At 41.8% G+C, this 14,850-nt stretch carries 12 protein-coding genes; 4 read left to right on the forward strand and 8 right to left on the reverse strand.

All coding sequences use genetic code 11. The features are described 5' to 3' along the window. Positions 1-6: 6 nt before the first annotated feature. Positions 7-3,576 carry a glycoside hydrolase family 2 TIM barrel-domain containing protein gene (locus C1721_RS04615; RefSeq protein WP_102409238.1) on the forward strand — a complete coding sequence of 1,190 codons (3,570 nt, stop codon included), beginning with the start codon at positions 7-9 and terminating at the stop codon, positions 3,574-3,576. 124 nt (positions 3,577-3,700) lie between these two features. Here C1721_RS04615 and C1721_RS04620 read toward each other — a convergent pair whose 3' ends face one another. Both C1721_RS04620 and C1721_RS04625 read right to left on the reverse strand, forming a co-directional pair. Beyond that, on the reverse strand, positions 3,701-4,531 hold the full coding sequence (locus tag C1721_RS04620; RefSeq protein ID WP_102407362.1) for a head GIN domain-containing protein: 831 nt from the start codon (positions 4,529-4,531) through the stop codon (positions 3,701-3,703). A gap of 70 nt (positions 4,532-4,601) precedes the next feature. After that, on the reverse strand, positions 4,602-4,871 hold the full coding sequence (locus C1721_RS04625; protein ID WP_102407363.1) for a hypothetical protein: 270 nt from the start codon (positions 4,869-4,871) through the stop codon (positions 4,602-4,604). A 135-nt stretch (positions 4,872-5,006) separates the two neighbouring features. Here C1721_RS04625 and ribF point away from each other — a divergent pair, with 135 nt between their 5' ends. Both ribF and C1721_RS04635 read left to right on the forward strand, forming a co-directional pair. Then, the gene (gene ribF / locus C1721_RS04630; protein WP_102407364.1) at positions 5,007-5,939 is read left to right on the forward strand and encodes a riboflavin biosynthesis protein RibF; all 933 of its coding nucleotides are present in this window, start codon (positions 5,007-5,009) and stop codon (positions 5,937-5,939) included. Positions 5,940-5,944: 5 nt separating this feature from the next. Further along, on the forward strand, positions 5,945-6,994 hold the full coding sequence (locus tag C1721_RS04635; protein ID WP_102407365.1) for a M20 family metallo-hydrolase: 1,050 nt from the start codon (positions 5,945-5,947) through the stop codon (positions 6,992-6,994). Here C1721_RS04635 and C1721_RS04640 read toward each other — a convergent pair whose 3' ends face one another. Genes C1721_RS04640 through dut form a run of 6 tightly spaced genes read right to left on the reverse strand, consistent with a single transcriptional unit; the run spans position 6,995 to position 13,218 of the window. Next, the gene (locus C1721_RS04640; protein ID WP_102407366.1) at positions 6,995-7,573 is read right to left on the reverse strand and encodes an acyltransferase; all 579 of its coding nucleotides are present in this window, start codon (positions 7,571-7,573) and stop codon (positions 6,995-6,997) included. Next, the gene (locus tag C1721_RS04645) at positions 7,570-8,832 is read right to left on the reverse strand and encodes an oligosaccharide flippase family protein (protein WP_159063532.1); all 1,263 of its coding nucleotides are present in this window, start codon (positions 8,830-8,832) and stop codon (positions 7,570-7,572) included. Before C1721_RS04645 ends, C1721_RS04640 begins: the two co-directional genes overlap by 4 nt. A gap of 33 nt (positions 8,833-8,865) precedes the next feature. After that, positions 8,866-10,152 carry a murein hydrolase activator EnvC family protein gene (locus tag C1721_RS04650; RefSeq protein ID WP_102409239.1) on the reverse strand — a complete coding sequence of 429 codons (1,287 nt, stop codon included), beginning with the start codon at positions 10,150-10,152 and terminating at the stop codon, positions 8,866-8,868. A gap of 6 nt (positions 10,153-10,158) precedes the next feature. After that, positions 10,159-11,010, reverse strand: a complete 852-nt coding sequence (gene lolB1, locus C1721_RS04655) for a lipoprotein insertase outer membrane protein LolB1 (protein WP_102407368.1) — start codon at positions 11,008-11,010, stop codon at positions 10,159-10,161. Continuing rightward, positions 11,007-12,764, reverse strand: coding sequence for a tetratricopeptide repeat protein (locus C1721_RS04660; protein WP_102409240.1), 1,758 nt, complete (start codon positions 12,762-12,764; stop codon positions 11,007-11,009). Before C1721_RS04660 ends, lolB1 begins: the two co-directional genes overlap by 4 nt. Positions 12,765-12,783: 19 nt before the next feature. Beyond that, positions 12,784-13,218 (reverse strand): dUTP diphosphatase, encoded by a 435-nt coding sequence (gene dut / locus C1721_RS04665; RefSeq protein WP_102407369.1) that lies wholly within the window; start codon positions 13,216-13,218, stop codon positions 12,784-12,786. 400 nt (positions 13,219-13,618) lie between these two features. On the opposite strand from dut, the gene C1721_RS04670 reads away from it, so the two are divergent. Then, positions 13,619-14,842, forward strand: coding sequence for a site-specific integrase (locus C1721_RS04670; RefSeq protein ID WP_032944613.1), 1,224 nt, complete (start codon positions 13,619-13,621; stop codon positions 14,840-14,842). Positions 14,843-14,850 lie beyond the last annotated feature (8 nt).

The following is a 14,850-nucleotide window of genomic DNA, read 5'->3' on the forward strand; positions in this document are numbered from 1 at the left end:
ACTGTAATGCTACTTGTCTTTACACTGTTTACTTGCGGTCCGGCCGCAACCTACAGCTTAGCACAACAAATAGACCCCAAAGCACTCTATGAAATTGTGAGCAGTAACAATCTGGTGTTAGACAACCAAGGCAGTATGGAAACCAGCGCCAACATTTTTATTGCCAAACCCATTGCCAACCGCATCTCACAGGTATGGTCCATCACTCCGGCAGGTGACGGATACTATCTGATCTCCAGCCCCACCGGAGGAATGAGTATTGACAACGATAATGCACCTGCAGGCGACCCCGCCAAAGTGATCCAGTGGGCTACCGATGCGGGCAATCCCAACCAACAATGGAAAATAACTCCTACGGGTGACGGCAAGTATACTTTTACCTGCAAAACCAGCGGGATGAATCTCGGATTTCCAGACAGCGGTCTGCCAGGTGAACCTGTATGTCAGGTAACTGCCGCCGAAGGCAAACCCAATCAGATATGGACTCTCCGCAAGTCAAACCTAAAAGTTACACAAGAAATGCTACGCACTCATAGCGAATACGACTGGGAGAACGAAACCGTTTTTGCCGTCAATAAAGAACCCGGACATGCTACCGCCATCTCTTTCCCTTCCCGCGATGCTCTGACATCCGATGCCAGTTTCCGCAAGCCGTGGATACGCAACAACTCAGCCAGTTATCTACTGCTCAACGGTCGTTGGAAATTCAATTGGGTAAAGCAACCTGCTGATCGTCCTGTTAATTTCTACAAACCCGGCTATGACGTCTCCACATGGGATGAAATAACCGTCCCATCCAACTGGGAAATGCAGGGTTACGGTACTCCGATCTACACAAACATCACTTACCCTTTCCGTAATAATCCTCCGTTCATACAATCGCAAAAGGGATATACCAATGAAACGGAACCTAACCCCGTAGGCTCCTATCGCCGCGACTTTACCCTCCCCGCCACCTGGAAAGGCCAGGAGATTTTTCTCCATTTCGACGGTGTATATAGCGCCATGTACATTTGGGTGAATGGTAAAAAGGTAGGATACAGCCAGGGAGCTAATAACGATGCAGAATTTAACATCACCCAGTATGTTAAACCGGGAACAAACACGCTTGCAGTGGAAGTATACCGCTGGAGCGACGGTAGCTATCTGGAAGATCAGGACATGTTCCGCCTCAGCGGCATTCATAGAGACGTGTATCTCTTTGCTACTCCCAAATTACGCCTGCGTGACTATTATCTAACCGCTACTTTCGATGGTGATAACCTCAGTCAGGCTACTTTTAATGTACGTACCAACGTACGTAACTATGGAACTGCCGCCGATGCCTCTTCCGTACAGGTAACACTCCTTAACCCGGAAGGTATCGAGGTAACCTCTATCCGCCAAGACCTTGGCAATATCGCAAAGAATCAGGAAGCGGTGAACAACAGTTCTTCCATTGTACAAAAGCCGGTCCTGTGGACTGCCGAAACGCCTAATTTATACACTGCCATATTGGAGTTGAAAGATAAAAAAGGTCAGACACTGCAAGCTATGCACAGCCAGTTCGGTTTCCGTAAAATAGAGATAAAAAACAACCGTGTGTATATTAACAATAAGCAAGTTTTCTTTAAAGGAGCCAATCGTCACGATACCCATCCCGAATATGGAAAAGCAATACCTGTTGAATCTATGATAGAAGACATCCTTCTGTTTAAAAGAAATAATTTGAATACTGTGCGAACCAGTCATTATCCCAATGATCCCAAAATGTATGCCTTATATGATTATTACGGATTATATGTAATGGATGAAGCCGACATCGAATGCCATGGAAACATGGGTATCAGCACAAAGGAATCGTGGTGTCCCGCTTTTATAGACCGTATGGTACGTATGGTGGAGAGAGACAAGAATCATCCGTCTGTAATCTTCTGGTCGATGGGCAACGAATCCGGTGGAGGAAGTAATTTTGATAAAGTATATCAGGCAGCCCGTGCTTTAGATTCACGTCCTATCCATTATGAGGGCAAAAATGACGTTGCGGATATGGATTCACGTATGTACCCATCCATCGAAGACATGATAAAGCAGGATATGCAGCCTCGTGACAAGCCTTATTTCCTTTGCGAATATGCACATGCTATGGGCAATGCCATCGGGAATCTTGAAGAATACTGGGATTACATCGAAAATCACTCTCAACGCATGATAGGTGGTTGCATCTGGGACTGGGTAGACCAGGGGCTGAATAAATACGGCGAAGCACCCGACCGCTACTACTACGGAGGAGGATTCAACGATCATCCTAACGACAACGATTTCTGCTGCAACGGCATTATCACGTCCGACCGCCGCCCTACTCCCAAACTGGCGGAGGTAAAAAAAGTGTACCAGTACATCCGGTTCAAGCCCGAAGACCTTCCAAACGGCAAAATAGGAATTGAGAATCGCTATGACTTCACCAATCTGAACAATTTCACCCTCAACTGGCAACTGCTAAAAGACGGACAAACTGTAAAGCAAGGCAACCTGCCACTGAGTGATGTAAAGCCCATGCAACATACCACGGTTACTCTTCCTTATGATCCATACAATGGTTCAGATGGTGAATATGCCCTCAATTTGTCTGTCACTCTCAACAACAGTTGCATCTGGGCGGATGCAGGTCACGAAGTAGCCTCCGAACAATTCATTTTAACAGACCGTAAACCTGTTCCCCCCGTTGGCAATGACTTTAAAGAGAAACTAACGGTTGAAACCGATAATGAGACTGTAACCTTTCGTACGCCGGGTTTCTATTTCTCTTTTGATACCGGCAACGGTCAAGTAACCGCACTTGGCTACCACGGTGTAGACATGCTTTACAAAGATGGCGGCCCTGTTTTTAACTGGTATCGCTCCATCAGTAATGACAGCCGTAATTATCAGCCTACCGACATCCATAAAAAAGAGATTAGTTGGAAACTTTCGGACGATTTCCGAAGCGCTATTGTAACCACCCGTATGGAAGCGGTGATAGGTATAGGAAAAGAGCAGGTAATACAGCCATACAATGTAACCTATACCATCTATGCAGATGGTACGGTGGAGGTCAACGCCTCATTCCCTACCGGCGAGAAATTCAGTTTACCTCGTTTAGGATTACAGATGAAGTTAAATCCCGCTTTGGAGCAACTTGAATGGTACGGACGTGGTCCGATAGAGAATTACAGGGATCGTAAAAATGCTGCTGGGTTGGGAATCTACCGTAACACGGTTACCGGAATGGAAGAAGCCTACATCCGCCCGCAATCTATGGGCAATCGTGATGATATTCGCTGGATGGTATTGAAGGGCGATACAACGCCGGGCATTCGGATAACCTCTCTGGACCATTTGAATGTAAGCGCGTTGCATTATACCGACTCCGATCTACGAAGCATCAAATATGCACACGATTTAAATAAGATACGCCGTGCCGAAACAGTCTTGAATCTTGACTGTATCCAGCGCGGGATAGGAAACGGCAGTTGTGGTCCGGGCCCTCGTCCAAAATACGAAATAGAAAGTAACCACAACTATAGTTATTCATTCCGAATAGAGCCTGTTTTATAAAATACACACGTAAACATGAAGCAGAACAGATTTGTTCTGCTTCATTGTATTATTACAGTTTAGGTATTAGGCATACATTGTCCGCTAATCACAGATAACCAAAGTAAACATAACTCCAGCCCGTTTATTTTACTTTCTCAATATCTCCGAAACCGGATACTTTCGTTTTTGTTTGTGGATTGCCTTTATAGTGTATATCTCCGGTACCGGATACGGTTGCATCCAGATATTCGGTTGCATATACTTTCAGGTCGCCGGCGCCACTTACTTTACAGGCTAAATCTTTCACCGCAAACTCATATGCATTTACATCACCGGCTCCCGATACATAATAAGTCGCTCTCTCTGCCTTACCTTTCAGATCCAAATCGCCAGCCCCACGAATAAGACCGTCAAAGGTATCGCAAATAAGATTCTTTACTTCTATATCGCCGGCTCCACTTAGATCTACTTTGAATGATTTTATATCAGCGCGGTCTTTTATCTTAATATCACCGGCACCGGAAATATTAATCTGTAATTGATCTGTAGTGAAAGAGTCATAAATATAGAAATCCATAATACTCGTTGACGATAGATAGTTCAAGTCGCGGGATGTGCCTTTTATCATCAACTCGGAGGGGTTAATATGGTATCCGTCTTTTGTTTCAATGAGCAGCTTGGAACCGGAAGATTGAATATCCAGTAATGGCAACAGATTTTCATCAATCGTTATCTCTAAAAAGGCATTTCCCTTTACTTGTTTATACTCAAAACGAGGGGAACGCTTACTGTTATTAGAGCGAAAAGCTTTTTCATTATGCTCTATTCCTTTACCAATGGTAATACTCTTGTAATCATTCACGGATATCGATTTAGTAATGATTTTACCATTCCCATTCTCACGGTTACTTGCACATGCTGCACTAGCTATCGCAAAAGCCAGTATTAATGCGTAAAAAACACCTGTCTTCATAATTTTACTATTTAAGTTTGTTTATTTTAAAAGACGTAACGCCGTGAAAGAAGGTTGCATTATAATGCTACTAATTCAATAATTCTTTTATCTCTTCTTTGATTCGGTATCTGCCGGATTCTGAAATGGGAAGGAGAATAGTATATTCTTTATGTATGCCTATAAAAAAATAATCCATATTCAAATCTACTCCGGATATATCTTCATATCTTCGGCTAATGCCTTTTATCGTAAAGGTATCGTCATCATAACTGAAACCCAGCTCCGGGAAAAGTTCCCCAAAGCAAGAATCATAGGATGATATTAGTTGTTTGTAATCTTCTAATCTGCATATATCCATAATACCCTATCTCGCTTTTTAGTTATAACAGCGCACGAGAGAAAGTGTTTGGTAAAGTTTTATTCAAAACCTCCCTCAACTATACTAACATTTTTGTAAGTTTGCCTTCAATTGTAATCATAATGTAACAAACGAATGATTGTTATCAGAGATTTAAACGAACTGAAAAGGAAGGAGCTGGTTGCGACTATAGGCTTTTTTGACGGTGTACACAGGGGACATCGTTTTTTGATAGAGGAAATGAAACGGGTGGCGAAAAAAAAAGCATTACCTTCAGCCGTTATCACCTTTCCAGAACACCCGAGAGCCGTACTTCACGCCGATTACCAACCGAAACTACTTAATTCTTTTGAGGAGAAACTGGAACAACTGGAGACAACCGGAGTAGATTATTGCATTGTGCTGGATTTTACAATTGAATTATCCCGTCTTTCCGCTTCCGAATTTATTCAGACAATTCTGTCACAACAACTGAACGTAAAGGTATTGCTGATAGGGTATGATCACCGGTTTGGGCACGACCGCCGGGATGGTTTTGAACAATATGTTACTTATGGTGCGCAATGTAATATGGAAATCATAGAAGCATCTTCCTATGATGATGGGCACACAACTGTAAGTTCTTCTGAAATACGCCGTTTACTTCAATGCGGGAAAATAGAAGAGGCAAACAGGTTGCTTACTTATCCCTATCAGATAAAAGGACATATCGTAAGCGGATATAAAGTAGGACGGACTCTTGGCTTTCCCACAGCCAACATACAGATAGACGAACCGTTTAAAGTTTTTCCCGGTATCGGCGTATATGCTGTTCATGTCAGTCTGAAAGGAATGCGGTATGACGGGATGCTATATATCGGAAATCGTCCTACACTGAATAACGGAAACAATATAACATTGGAAGTAAATATTTTTAATTTCTCAGGAAACATATATAATGATGAAATTACCGTATCTTTTCTCTACTTTGTACGGGGTGACGAGAAGTTTGATTCTCTGGAAGCCCTCAAAGAACAACTGGAAATAGATCGGATTACCGTAAAGGAATTATTAACAGATCATTTATAAGCAAAATGTATTACGACGCATTTGATACTTTAAAAGGAATGATTTCACGTCCTTCTTTTAGCAGGGAAGAGACAGCTGTTGCCGATTTTTTGCAACAAACATGGCAGACGGACGGCTACAAGGTAAAGCGTAAAGGGAACAACCTGTGGATTGTATCGAATAATTTCGATCTGGATAAGCCTACACTGCTGCTTAACTCTCATATCGACACGGTAAAACCTGCATCGGGATGGACAAAAGAGCCTTTTACTCCGGAAGTCAGTGAAGATGATAAACTTTACGGACTGGGAAGCAATGATGCCGGGGCGAGTGTGGTATCTCTTTATGCCGCATTTAAAGTATTAAGCCGGAAAGAACAATCGTATAACCTGATATTCCTTGCTTCGTGTGAAGAAGAAGTGTCGGGAAAGAATGGGTTGGAAAGTGTGTTAACGGAACTTCCTCCTATTTCATTCGCAATCGTAGGTGAGCCTACCGGCATGCAACCTGCGGTTGCAGAAAAAGGATTGATGGTACTGGATTGCGTTAGTACGGGACAGGCCGGACATGCCGCACGCAATGAAGGAACCAATGCCATAACTCTTGCGATAAAAGACATAGAATGGTTCAATACGTATCAGTTTCCTGAAAAGAGCGACTTTCTAGGGCCTGTAAAAATGAGCGTGACGATTATTCATGCAGGAACACAACATAATGTAGTTCCGGATAAGTGTGAATTTACCGTTGATGTCCGCACAAACGAGTTTTATCCGAACGATAAATTGTTTGAACTGATAAAGGAACAGGTATCATGTACGGTAAATGCACGCAGTTTCCGGTTAAACTCTACACGTACGCCACTGGATCATCCTTTTGTACAGAGAGCGATATTAATGGGGAAAGAACCGTTCGGTTCGCCTACTTTAAGCGATCAGGCGCTGATGCCGTTCCCATCGGTAAAAATCGGTCCGGGAAACTCCGCACGTTCTCACACAGCTGATGAATATATCGAATTAATGGAAATAAGAGAGGCTATTGATACCTATATCCGGCTATTGGATGGTCTGCAATTATAATCACATGAGTTTTGCAGTCGTACAGTCCCATTCGTGAGGACCGGATTGGGGCTTATAAACCAAACTCTCTGAGGCTTGGCTTACTACCATATTGGATGGGACATCTTCCCGTATAGTACAACCTGCGCCGATTACAACATTATCACCGATGTGAACACCTGCCAATATAGCACAGTTAGCACCTATCCACACATTATTACCAATAACAACTCCCTGTTTATATCCCATCTTCCTGAAATCCCGCTTATAATGATTAACCGTAGAAATTACCGTATTCGGAGCAATTTCCACATTATTTCCGATCTTTAATCCGCCATGTGCATTGATATAAACACCTTTGCAGTCACCGGGATCACAACAGATTCCTTTCTCTATTTTTTGCCATTCAATAATCTGGCTGGTGAAATGCACAGGCCATGGCACACTCCTGTTTATACCGACAATTTTCTGCATCAAGAAATAATGAACAAAAATATGTGTATAAGTAGCATATCCATCCTGACGTTGAAAACGGGGGTATGCCCAATGTATCAACATCCGGAAGACAGGTTCCAAGATTATTTTGAGTAATTTCTTCATGCTTGATATTTTTTAATCCTGCTCTTCATGTACAAGTCTAGCAAAACATAATGTAAAGCTCCTATAACCGATGTTGCTAATAATACATACTTAAACTCAAAACCGGCTCCTAACAGAAAAACCAATATCTGGCTTACAACAAGCGAAACATTAAAGAAGAGCATTAGTTTTTGCCGACGCAATATATCAGCAATAGAACTTATCGGTGAATATAATGCGTTAAACAATACAAAGATAGCAAAATACCGAACCATATCGCCCGCTTCCGCCCATTTTACCCCGAACAAAAAGGAAAACAATTGTGGGCCGAATACAAAAAAGATAATCAACAAAGGGAAAACAAATGCCAATATCATCTTTTGGATACGCAATGTAAACGGATATAATTCATAAGGCCGGCGCTGATACATCTCACTCGCTTCTTTTTTATACACTTTCCCTATTGCAATGGATAATAAGTTGATAGGCAACCGTATGACCGAATTAGCGAAAAAATAAAGTCCTGCAACTTCCAACGGATAAAAGAAGGTAATAAGCAAAGGCAATCCCAACAACGCAAAAGCATTAAACAGATTTCCAATGCTTGCATATATGGCAAAATCGCGATATTCCCAAGCAAACGCCTTCATTTTTGACCATGAGAGACTACGGAATAAACCACATTTTAGGTTTTCCGACAAATACAGGTAGACGAAATAAGCAACGGCAATAACATAACCTATAAAAGTTCCCCAGATCAATCCCGAAGAAATACCTATATAACCGAATATAAGTTTCCATACCGGAATAGACAACCCTTGCGTAAGTTGTCCTGCTACCATCTTTTTATATGCCCTCATACGGTTATACCAACTGGTTAATCCGTTTATCCATCCCATTATCAAAATCACCGGAGGGACCAGCCAAAATATATTATAATCCGGCACACCTAATATTCCGGAAAAGAATGGCCTGAATAAAAACAAGACAACAAAACTTATTATCCCTATCACAACAGAGGATAAGAGAGAGAGGAATAACATGGTACGTGCCTCGCCTTGCCTGCGGGACATGACAACTACATAATCGTAGTTAAGAGTAGCTACAACACCTCCAATTCCTATTACAGACATAAAGACAGATAATTCTCCAAACTCCGCTTTTGTATAAATACGTGCCAAAAAAAGTTGGATAACGACAGGTATAAGCTGAGCGATACCTGTACCTGAGAATAAGAGCAGGATATTCCGGAAAACCGGATTACCGGTCCATCGTTCCATATATTTTATGAGCGGATTCATAGGAACCGTCTGTTAATCCAACCAGGGGGCAGGATTGAGTTTCGTTTTTTCTTTCCAAAGCTGGAAGTGGAGAATAGTAGTATTGCCATCTTCCGTATCCGTGAAGATACGACCTATTGCCTGACGGGTCGAAACCTTATCTCCGGCCTTTACATACACTTCACTAAGGTTGCTGTAAACAGTCAGATAATTACCATGCCGTATAATTACTGAATTATTATATCCCGGCACGACAAATACGCGGGTTACCACTCCGTTAAAGACCGCGCGGGCATCCGCTCCCGGAGAAGTTTGAATATCAATACCACTATTACTGGTCCGTACATATTTAAGCTCCTGATGCTGCTGTTCTCCAAAAGTAGCTACAATAGTATGAGCTCCCGTTACCGGATATGGCAAACGTCCACGATTATTGGCAAAGTTGTCGGATAGTTGCTTCTCGGCTTTCGTCATAGCGTATCCGCCTTTCGTATCTGCCACTCTCTCCTCACGAACAGGCTCAGATGATGATTTTCCTTGTTCTTTCCGTTCACGAGCCGCTTTCTCACGGGCCGCTTTGGCTTCGGCTTCCGCACGCGCTATTTCTTCCGCGATCTGTTTCTCTATCTGGCGGTTCAAAGCATCTGCCTGACGTTGTTTCTTACGCAAAGCAGCCTGTAATTCTTTTTGTTTCTTGTTTAACTGCTGGACTTCTTTTTTTTGGATGGATTCTTCTCCTTCCAGTTTCTTGCTCTCCTCTTCACGAGCCCCAAGAAGGGCAAGCTTTTCAGAACGCGTTTTCTCCAGTTCCAATTGCCTTTGGCTTATCTCCTCCTGCTTATTAATAATTTCACCTGCCTGCCGTTTTTGCCAATCTGCATATTCACGTAAATAGCGCATACGCCGTAAGGATTGAGAAAAGTTATCCGCAGATAAAATAAATAACAATTTATCCTGTGAGCTATGCCGTCTGTATAAACCTTGAGCGGATTTGCTATAATTAGATCGTTTGGTAGCCAACTCCTTTTCCAGCTGGGCAATCTCACGACGCATACCATTCATTTGGCGGTCAATAGCATTAATCTCCTGATTTAATAAATTGATTACCTTCTTTCGGGAAAGTATTTGTTTAGTAAGTAAATTAAGACGGTTTAATGAGTTCTTGGCAGTCTGTTTTGTTTCATTCAAAAGTGTGTTAGTCATTTCTATTTCAGCCAGAGCTTCCTTTCGCTGCTTCTCCAACTCTCTCACTTTAGGAGATTTTTGTCCATAAGCAGGAAGAATAAATATCCAAAACAGAATAATCCAACAATACTTCATATTCATTTATTTACTACTGTCTCCTATCGCTTTTAAGACTTGCGCAAAGGTAATACGTTTATACTTGGAAGGTATAGAGAAATCCATATTTAACGGGACATCTGTCTGTATTCGAGAAAAGCGTATTTTAACCCCTCCTTTGGAAAGATTATCATTCATTACCTGAACATCCATCAACATGGGAAAAGGTTGATCTCCAGTCAGACGGAAATCCTTATAGTCCCATTGTAAAGCGTATTTGTCCGAAGGTTCACTGATATAAGTTGACAACAATTTTTCTTCACCATCGGCCATAAAGGTATAAAGCAGCCCCATTGAATCTTTCACCTTAATTTCTGCCGAACCTCCTTCTTGTTTCAACTTAAAGCGGTTGTATTGTTTCGGAGAGATACCTTGTTGTCCCGGTAAAAACAGATGATTCGTAAATAAAGCCTGCAAATTATAGAAATTAAAGTCAATAGGAGTTTGTCCTTTCAGGTCGGAATAGTTTTCCGATACATACCGTTTATTCATACGGTCTAAAATCTTAATACTATCCACAGTCAGTTCCATACGAAAAACCTCGATACCCAGAAAAGGTTGTACGGATAATTGGAAAACACTGTCTTTTATCATTTTCAAATCCACACGAGAACTCATTTCTTTATCCGGTAAACGAAGGTCTACATTTAAACGGGCAGACAATGTATTAAAATGAAATTCCTGCTCCAGCATCGCTGCAAAAAACTCATTATGAGCTTTTGCTCCGCCACTTTCCACAGTCCCTACTTTCTTGGAAGACTTACAACCTCCCAAAGAAAATAACACCACAATACCTATAAAAGCAACAAGTCCCTTTAACTTTTCTGTATTTCTCATTTTGCATTCTCGTCTTCAATGTAAGTTTCTTCGGCAATCTTACGGTCAAGCACTTCGGAGTCCTTACCCATCTCCTTTGCTTTTTTCCATTGCTCTACAGCCTTCTCCTTATCACCGTTCATAAACAAGATATCCCCATAATGGTCCACCAGCTCCGAACTGTTTGTCCTATCCTTTTCCAAGGCGTTTTCTATATATATCTTCGCCAATGTATAATTGCCCTGAACAAAAAAGATCCAGGCATATGTATCCAGATAAGTCGCATTATCAGGTTCTAATTTAATGCACAAAGCGCTCATTCGTTCCGCCTTTTTCAAATCCTTCTTATCCAAAGAAAGGAAATAACTGTAGTTATTTAATACAACGACGTTATTCTCATTATATTTTAAGGCCTCATCATATGCTTTATAGGCTTGGTCCATTTGCTTCATTTGGTAATAAATATCACCAATCTGTCCGTAGAAGTCAGATTTCAGAGGAAGATTATCTTTTGGAATTACATTCAATCCCGCATAATACGCATTTAAAGCTTCCTGGTATTTTTCCTGCTGATAATAAGCTATACCCAAATAAAAATAATATTCAGGAGATTGGGGGAATAACTCAATACATTTATTACAAATACGTATCACTTCCGGAATATCCTGTGACTTCAATGCCAAGTTTAGCAATTGCTGCCAGGCTCCCGCATTATCCGGTTCCATTTCAGTAACCAGTTGAAATTGAAACTTCGCCTCTTCATTTTTACCTTGAGCCACCAACAAACCGCCATACATAAGTTTGAGTTCTATGTCCTCAGGGTGTTGTTCCAGTAAAGTTTGGAATAGCTGGTTAGCGCTATCTGTTCCCTGCTTAGTCTGCTGTAATTTCAAAATATAACGGGACAGAATACTTACTTTAGTTTCTACATCCAACTTCTCATTAACCAACGCATTATGTATCTGTTCTTCAGCGGCCGTTTTATTACCTGTCGCCTCATAATAGTTTGCCATAGAAACAATATAGTAAGGAGTAAGAGGGTCTATCTCATGTGCCTTCTGATAACAGGCCAAAGCCTTATCCATTTCTTTCTTCTCCAAATAGAGATCACCCAATATAATCTGGTAACGAGACTCCATAGGATACTTGTCCGCCAGCTTTTGCACCTCATTAAAAGCATTATCTTCCTGCTCCAGCTGATTATACAGCTTATACTTCTGCATGGAAAGAGGCTCATTCATCCCAACGATAGATTCCAATAGATCATAAGCATCTATCGCTTTCCCTATTTCGCCCTGTTGGGTATAGACATCTGCCAGATAATAATACAGTTCAGCCTTTTCAGGATATTCTTTTATTAGCTCTTCATATTCTTCGGCTGCTTCGCCAAACATGCCCAGGTTACGTGAAACCGTAGCTAACGCTATCTTATAGGTATAATTATCCGAACTATTTGCCACTGCCCGTTTTAACATGTCTACAGCCATATCCGGACGGTCCAATTGCACATAGAAAGAAGATAATTCATATAATACGGGAGCAGCTGTAGAATCTATTGCCAAACAATGGTTAAACATATCATAGGCTGCGCTGAACTCTCCGGCATTCTTCAAATTGATCCCTTCAAAGAAAAAGTAATCAAACTTACGGCGGTCGGCATCACTCAATTTCAATGTCGACGGAGCAGGCATATTCCTATTATCCGTAGCCATCATAGAAGGCACGAAACCAACTGCCAGCAATAGCAGAGCAATATATTTTAAAGATTTCAACATCATATAATTTTGTAAAGCATTACTTTTTCCCTGTATGGCCAAAACCACCTGCTCCACGTTCAGTGTCATCCAATACTTCTACCGGTTTCCATTCCACATGGCTATGAGCGGCTATCACCATCTGGCAGATACGCTCTCCATCGTTAACTACAAAAGGTTCATTGGATAAATTCACCAGGATAATACCTATCTCTCCCCGGTAATCGGCATCAATAGTTCCCGGCGTATTCAGCAAGGATATACCATGTTTAATAGCCAAACCGCTGCGAGGGCGCATTTGGGCTTCATATCCTTCCGGCAGGGATATATAAAGACCTGTTGGTATTAGTTTACGTTCCAGAGGTTTCAGTTCCACCGGTTCTGTCAGATTAGCGCGAATATCCATTCCTGCAGACAGCGGAGTAGCATAAGCAGGCAGCGGATGATGAGATTTATTAACGATTTTTACTTCCATAAGCTTTTATTATTGACGAACAAAGATATTTAAACTCGCCCGATTTCGGATGGATTTAGGAAGAATAATGTAAACTATTGGGCTTTCAGGGAGATACGCAGCATTATTCCGCATTTGTAAATGCGTGCTTTGAAGCCGTTTTTTGAATAGTTAAGCGAAAAAATTGCTACCTATCCGTTGCCCATTCCAGTTGTATGGATTTGTTTGAAAATCCTTTCTGCTCCGACCGTAAAGAACGCAGTTTCATCATTTTGGCTTAGCGAAGGTACTTATTTTTTTTGAGATATGAAAAATATAGGTTCCGGAAGTCAATGGTGATAGCTTTGTCGATGTCTGACGATATTTTACATGCCGATGATTAACTCTGTCTCTGTTAATTTTGCAAACAATGGAACAGATTATGAATCAGACAGATGTAAAGGTTTCGTTCTACCTTAAAAAGAGCGAGGCGGATGCCAGGGGAAACTGTCCCGTGATGGCACGGCTTATTGTCGGCAAGCACTCTGAAACAGCATTCAGTGTCAAGTTTCGTGTGCCACAGTCATTGTGGTCATCCGGACGGGCGTGTGGAAAAAGTGTTGCGGCAAGAGACATAAACAACAGACTGGATGAAATACGTGCTGCCGCGCTCGGCATCTATGCGGAACAATCTGCAATCCGTGAGGATGTAACAGCAGAGGATGTAAAGCATCAACTTTTGGGTATGGCTTCGGAACAGGAAACCCTATTAAGCTATTTCAGACTTTTCATTAGAAATTTCGAAAAACGTGTTGGGATCAATCGTACGGAAAAGACATTGAGGGCTTACCGTAATTCCTACAATCATCTGGTACGTTTTTTACAGATGCAATATAAGCTGTCAGATATCCCTTTTGCCGCATTGGACCGTTCCTTCATTGAAAAATATGACTTGTATCTACGTACGGAATGTTGTCTGGCTTCAGGCACAATAGTCAATCTTACCGTCCAACTGAAAACAATTGTCGGAGAAGCTATTGCTGACGGTATAATAACAGTATTCCCGTTTGTCGGATATGAACCGGTACATCCGAAACCGGAACAGAAATATCTCACCTCCGAAGAATTGAATAGGATTATGACAACACCTCTCCATGATCAGATTCTTTATCATGTGAGAGATATGTTCCTGTTTTCCTGTTATACGGGTATTCCCTATAGCGACATGTGTCTGCTGACAAATGAAAACCTTTCTCTCGCGGAAGATGGTACCTGGTGGATCAGGAGTTCTCGCAAGAAAACCGGTGTAGATTTTGAAATACCGCTTATGGAACTGCCGTTCCATATTATTGAAAAATACCGCGATATGGCTCCTGAAGGAAAGCTTCTCCCCATGTATTCCAACAGTTCATTGAATCGTTATCTGAAACGCATCGCCGAAATTTGCGGTATAGGACGTAAGCTGGTCTTCCATGCAGCCCGTCATACCTATGCGACAGAAATTACACTTTCCCATGGCGTACCGCTTGAAACGGTCAGCAAGATGTTGGGGCACAGTCGTATTGAGACCACACAGCATTACGCAAAGGTGACAGACAATAAGATAGATACAGATACGAAAGCATTGGATAAAATAATTGCTGAGCGGTTTTCTGTAGTTATTTGATAATGGCA

This window comes from Parabacteroides bouchesdurhonensis (assembly GCF_900186615.1).
GTDB classification, from domain to species: domain Bacteria; phylum Bacteroidota; class Bacteroidia; order Bacteroidales; family Tannerellaceae; genus Parabacteroides; species Parabacteroides bouchesdurhonensis.

Bases quoted from the DNA above. Each gene is read 5' to 3' on its own strand.
- C1721_RS04615 (WP_102409238.1), top strand. From the start codon at position 7: ATGCTACTTGTCTTTACACTGTTTACTTGCGGTCCGGCCGCAACCTAC.
- C1721_RS04620 (WP_102407362.1), bottom strand. From the start codon at position 4,531: ATGAAGACAGGTGTTTTTTACGCATTAATACTGGCTTTTGCGATAGCT.
- C1721_RS04625 (WP_102407363.1), bottom strand. From the start codon at position 4,871: ATGGATATATGCAGATTAGAAGATTACAAACAACTAATATCATCCTAT.
- ribF (WP_102407364.1), top strand. From the start codon at position 5,007: ATGATTGTTATCAGAGATTTAAACGAACTGAAAAGGAAGGAGCTGGTT.
- C1721_RS04635 (WP_102407365.1), top strand. From the start codon at position 5,945: ATGTATTACGACGCATTTGATACTTTAAAAGGAATGATTTCACGTCCT.
- C1721_RS04640 (WP_102407366.1), bottom strand. From the start codon at position 7,573: ATGAAGAAATTACTCAAAATAATCTTGGAACCTGTCTTCCGGATGTTG.
- C1721_RS04645 (WP_159063532.1), bottom strand. From the start codon at position 8,832: ATGGAACGATGGACCGGTAATCCGGTTTTCCGGAATATCCTGCTCTTA.
- C1721_RS04650 (WP_102409239.1), bottom strand. From the start codon at position 10,152: ATGAAGTATTGTTGGATTATTCTGTTTTGGATATTTATTCTTCCTGCT.
- lolB1 (WP_102407368.1), bottom strand. From the start codon at position 11,010: ATGAGAAATACAGAAAAGTTAAAGGGACTTGTTGCTTTTATAGGTATT.
- C1721_RS04660 (WP_102409240.1), bottom strand. From the start codon at position 12,764: ATGTTGAAATCTTTAAAATATATTGCTCTGCTATTGCTGGCAGTTGGT.
- dut (WP_102407369.1), bottom strand. From the start codon at position 13,218: ATGGAAGTAAAAATCGTTAATAAATCTCATCATCCGCTGCCTGCTTAT.
- C1721_RS04670 (WP_032944613.1), top strand. From the start codon at position 13,619: ATGAATCAGACAGATGTAAAGGTTTCGTTCTACCTTAAAAAGAGCGAG.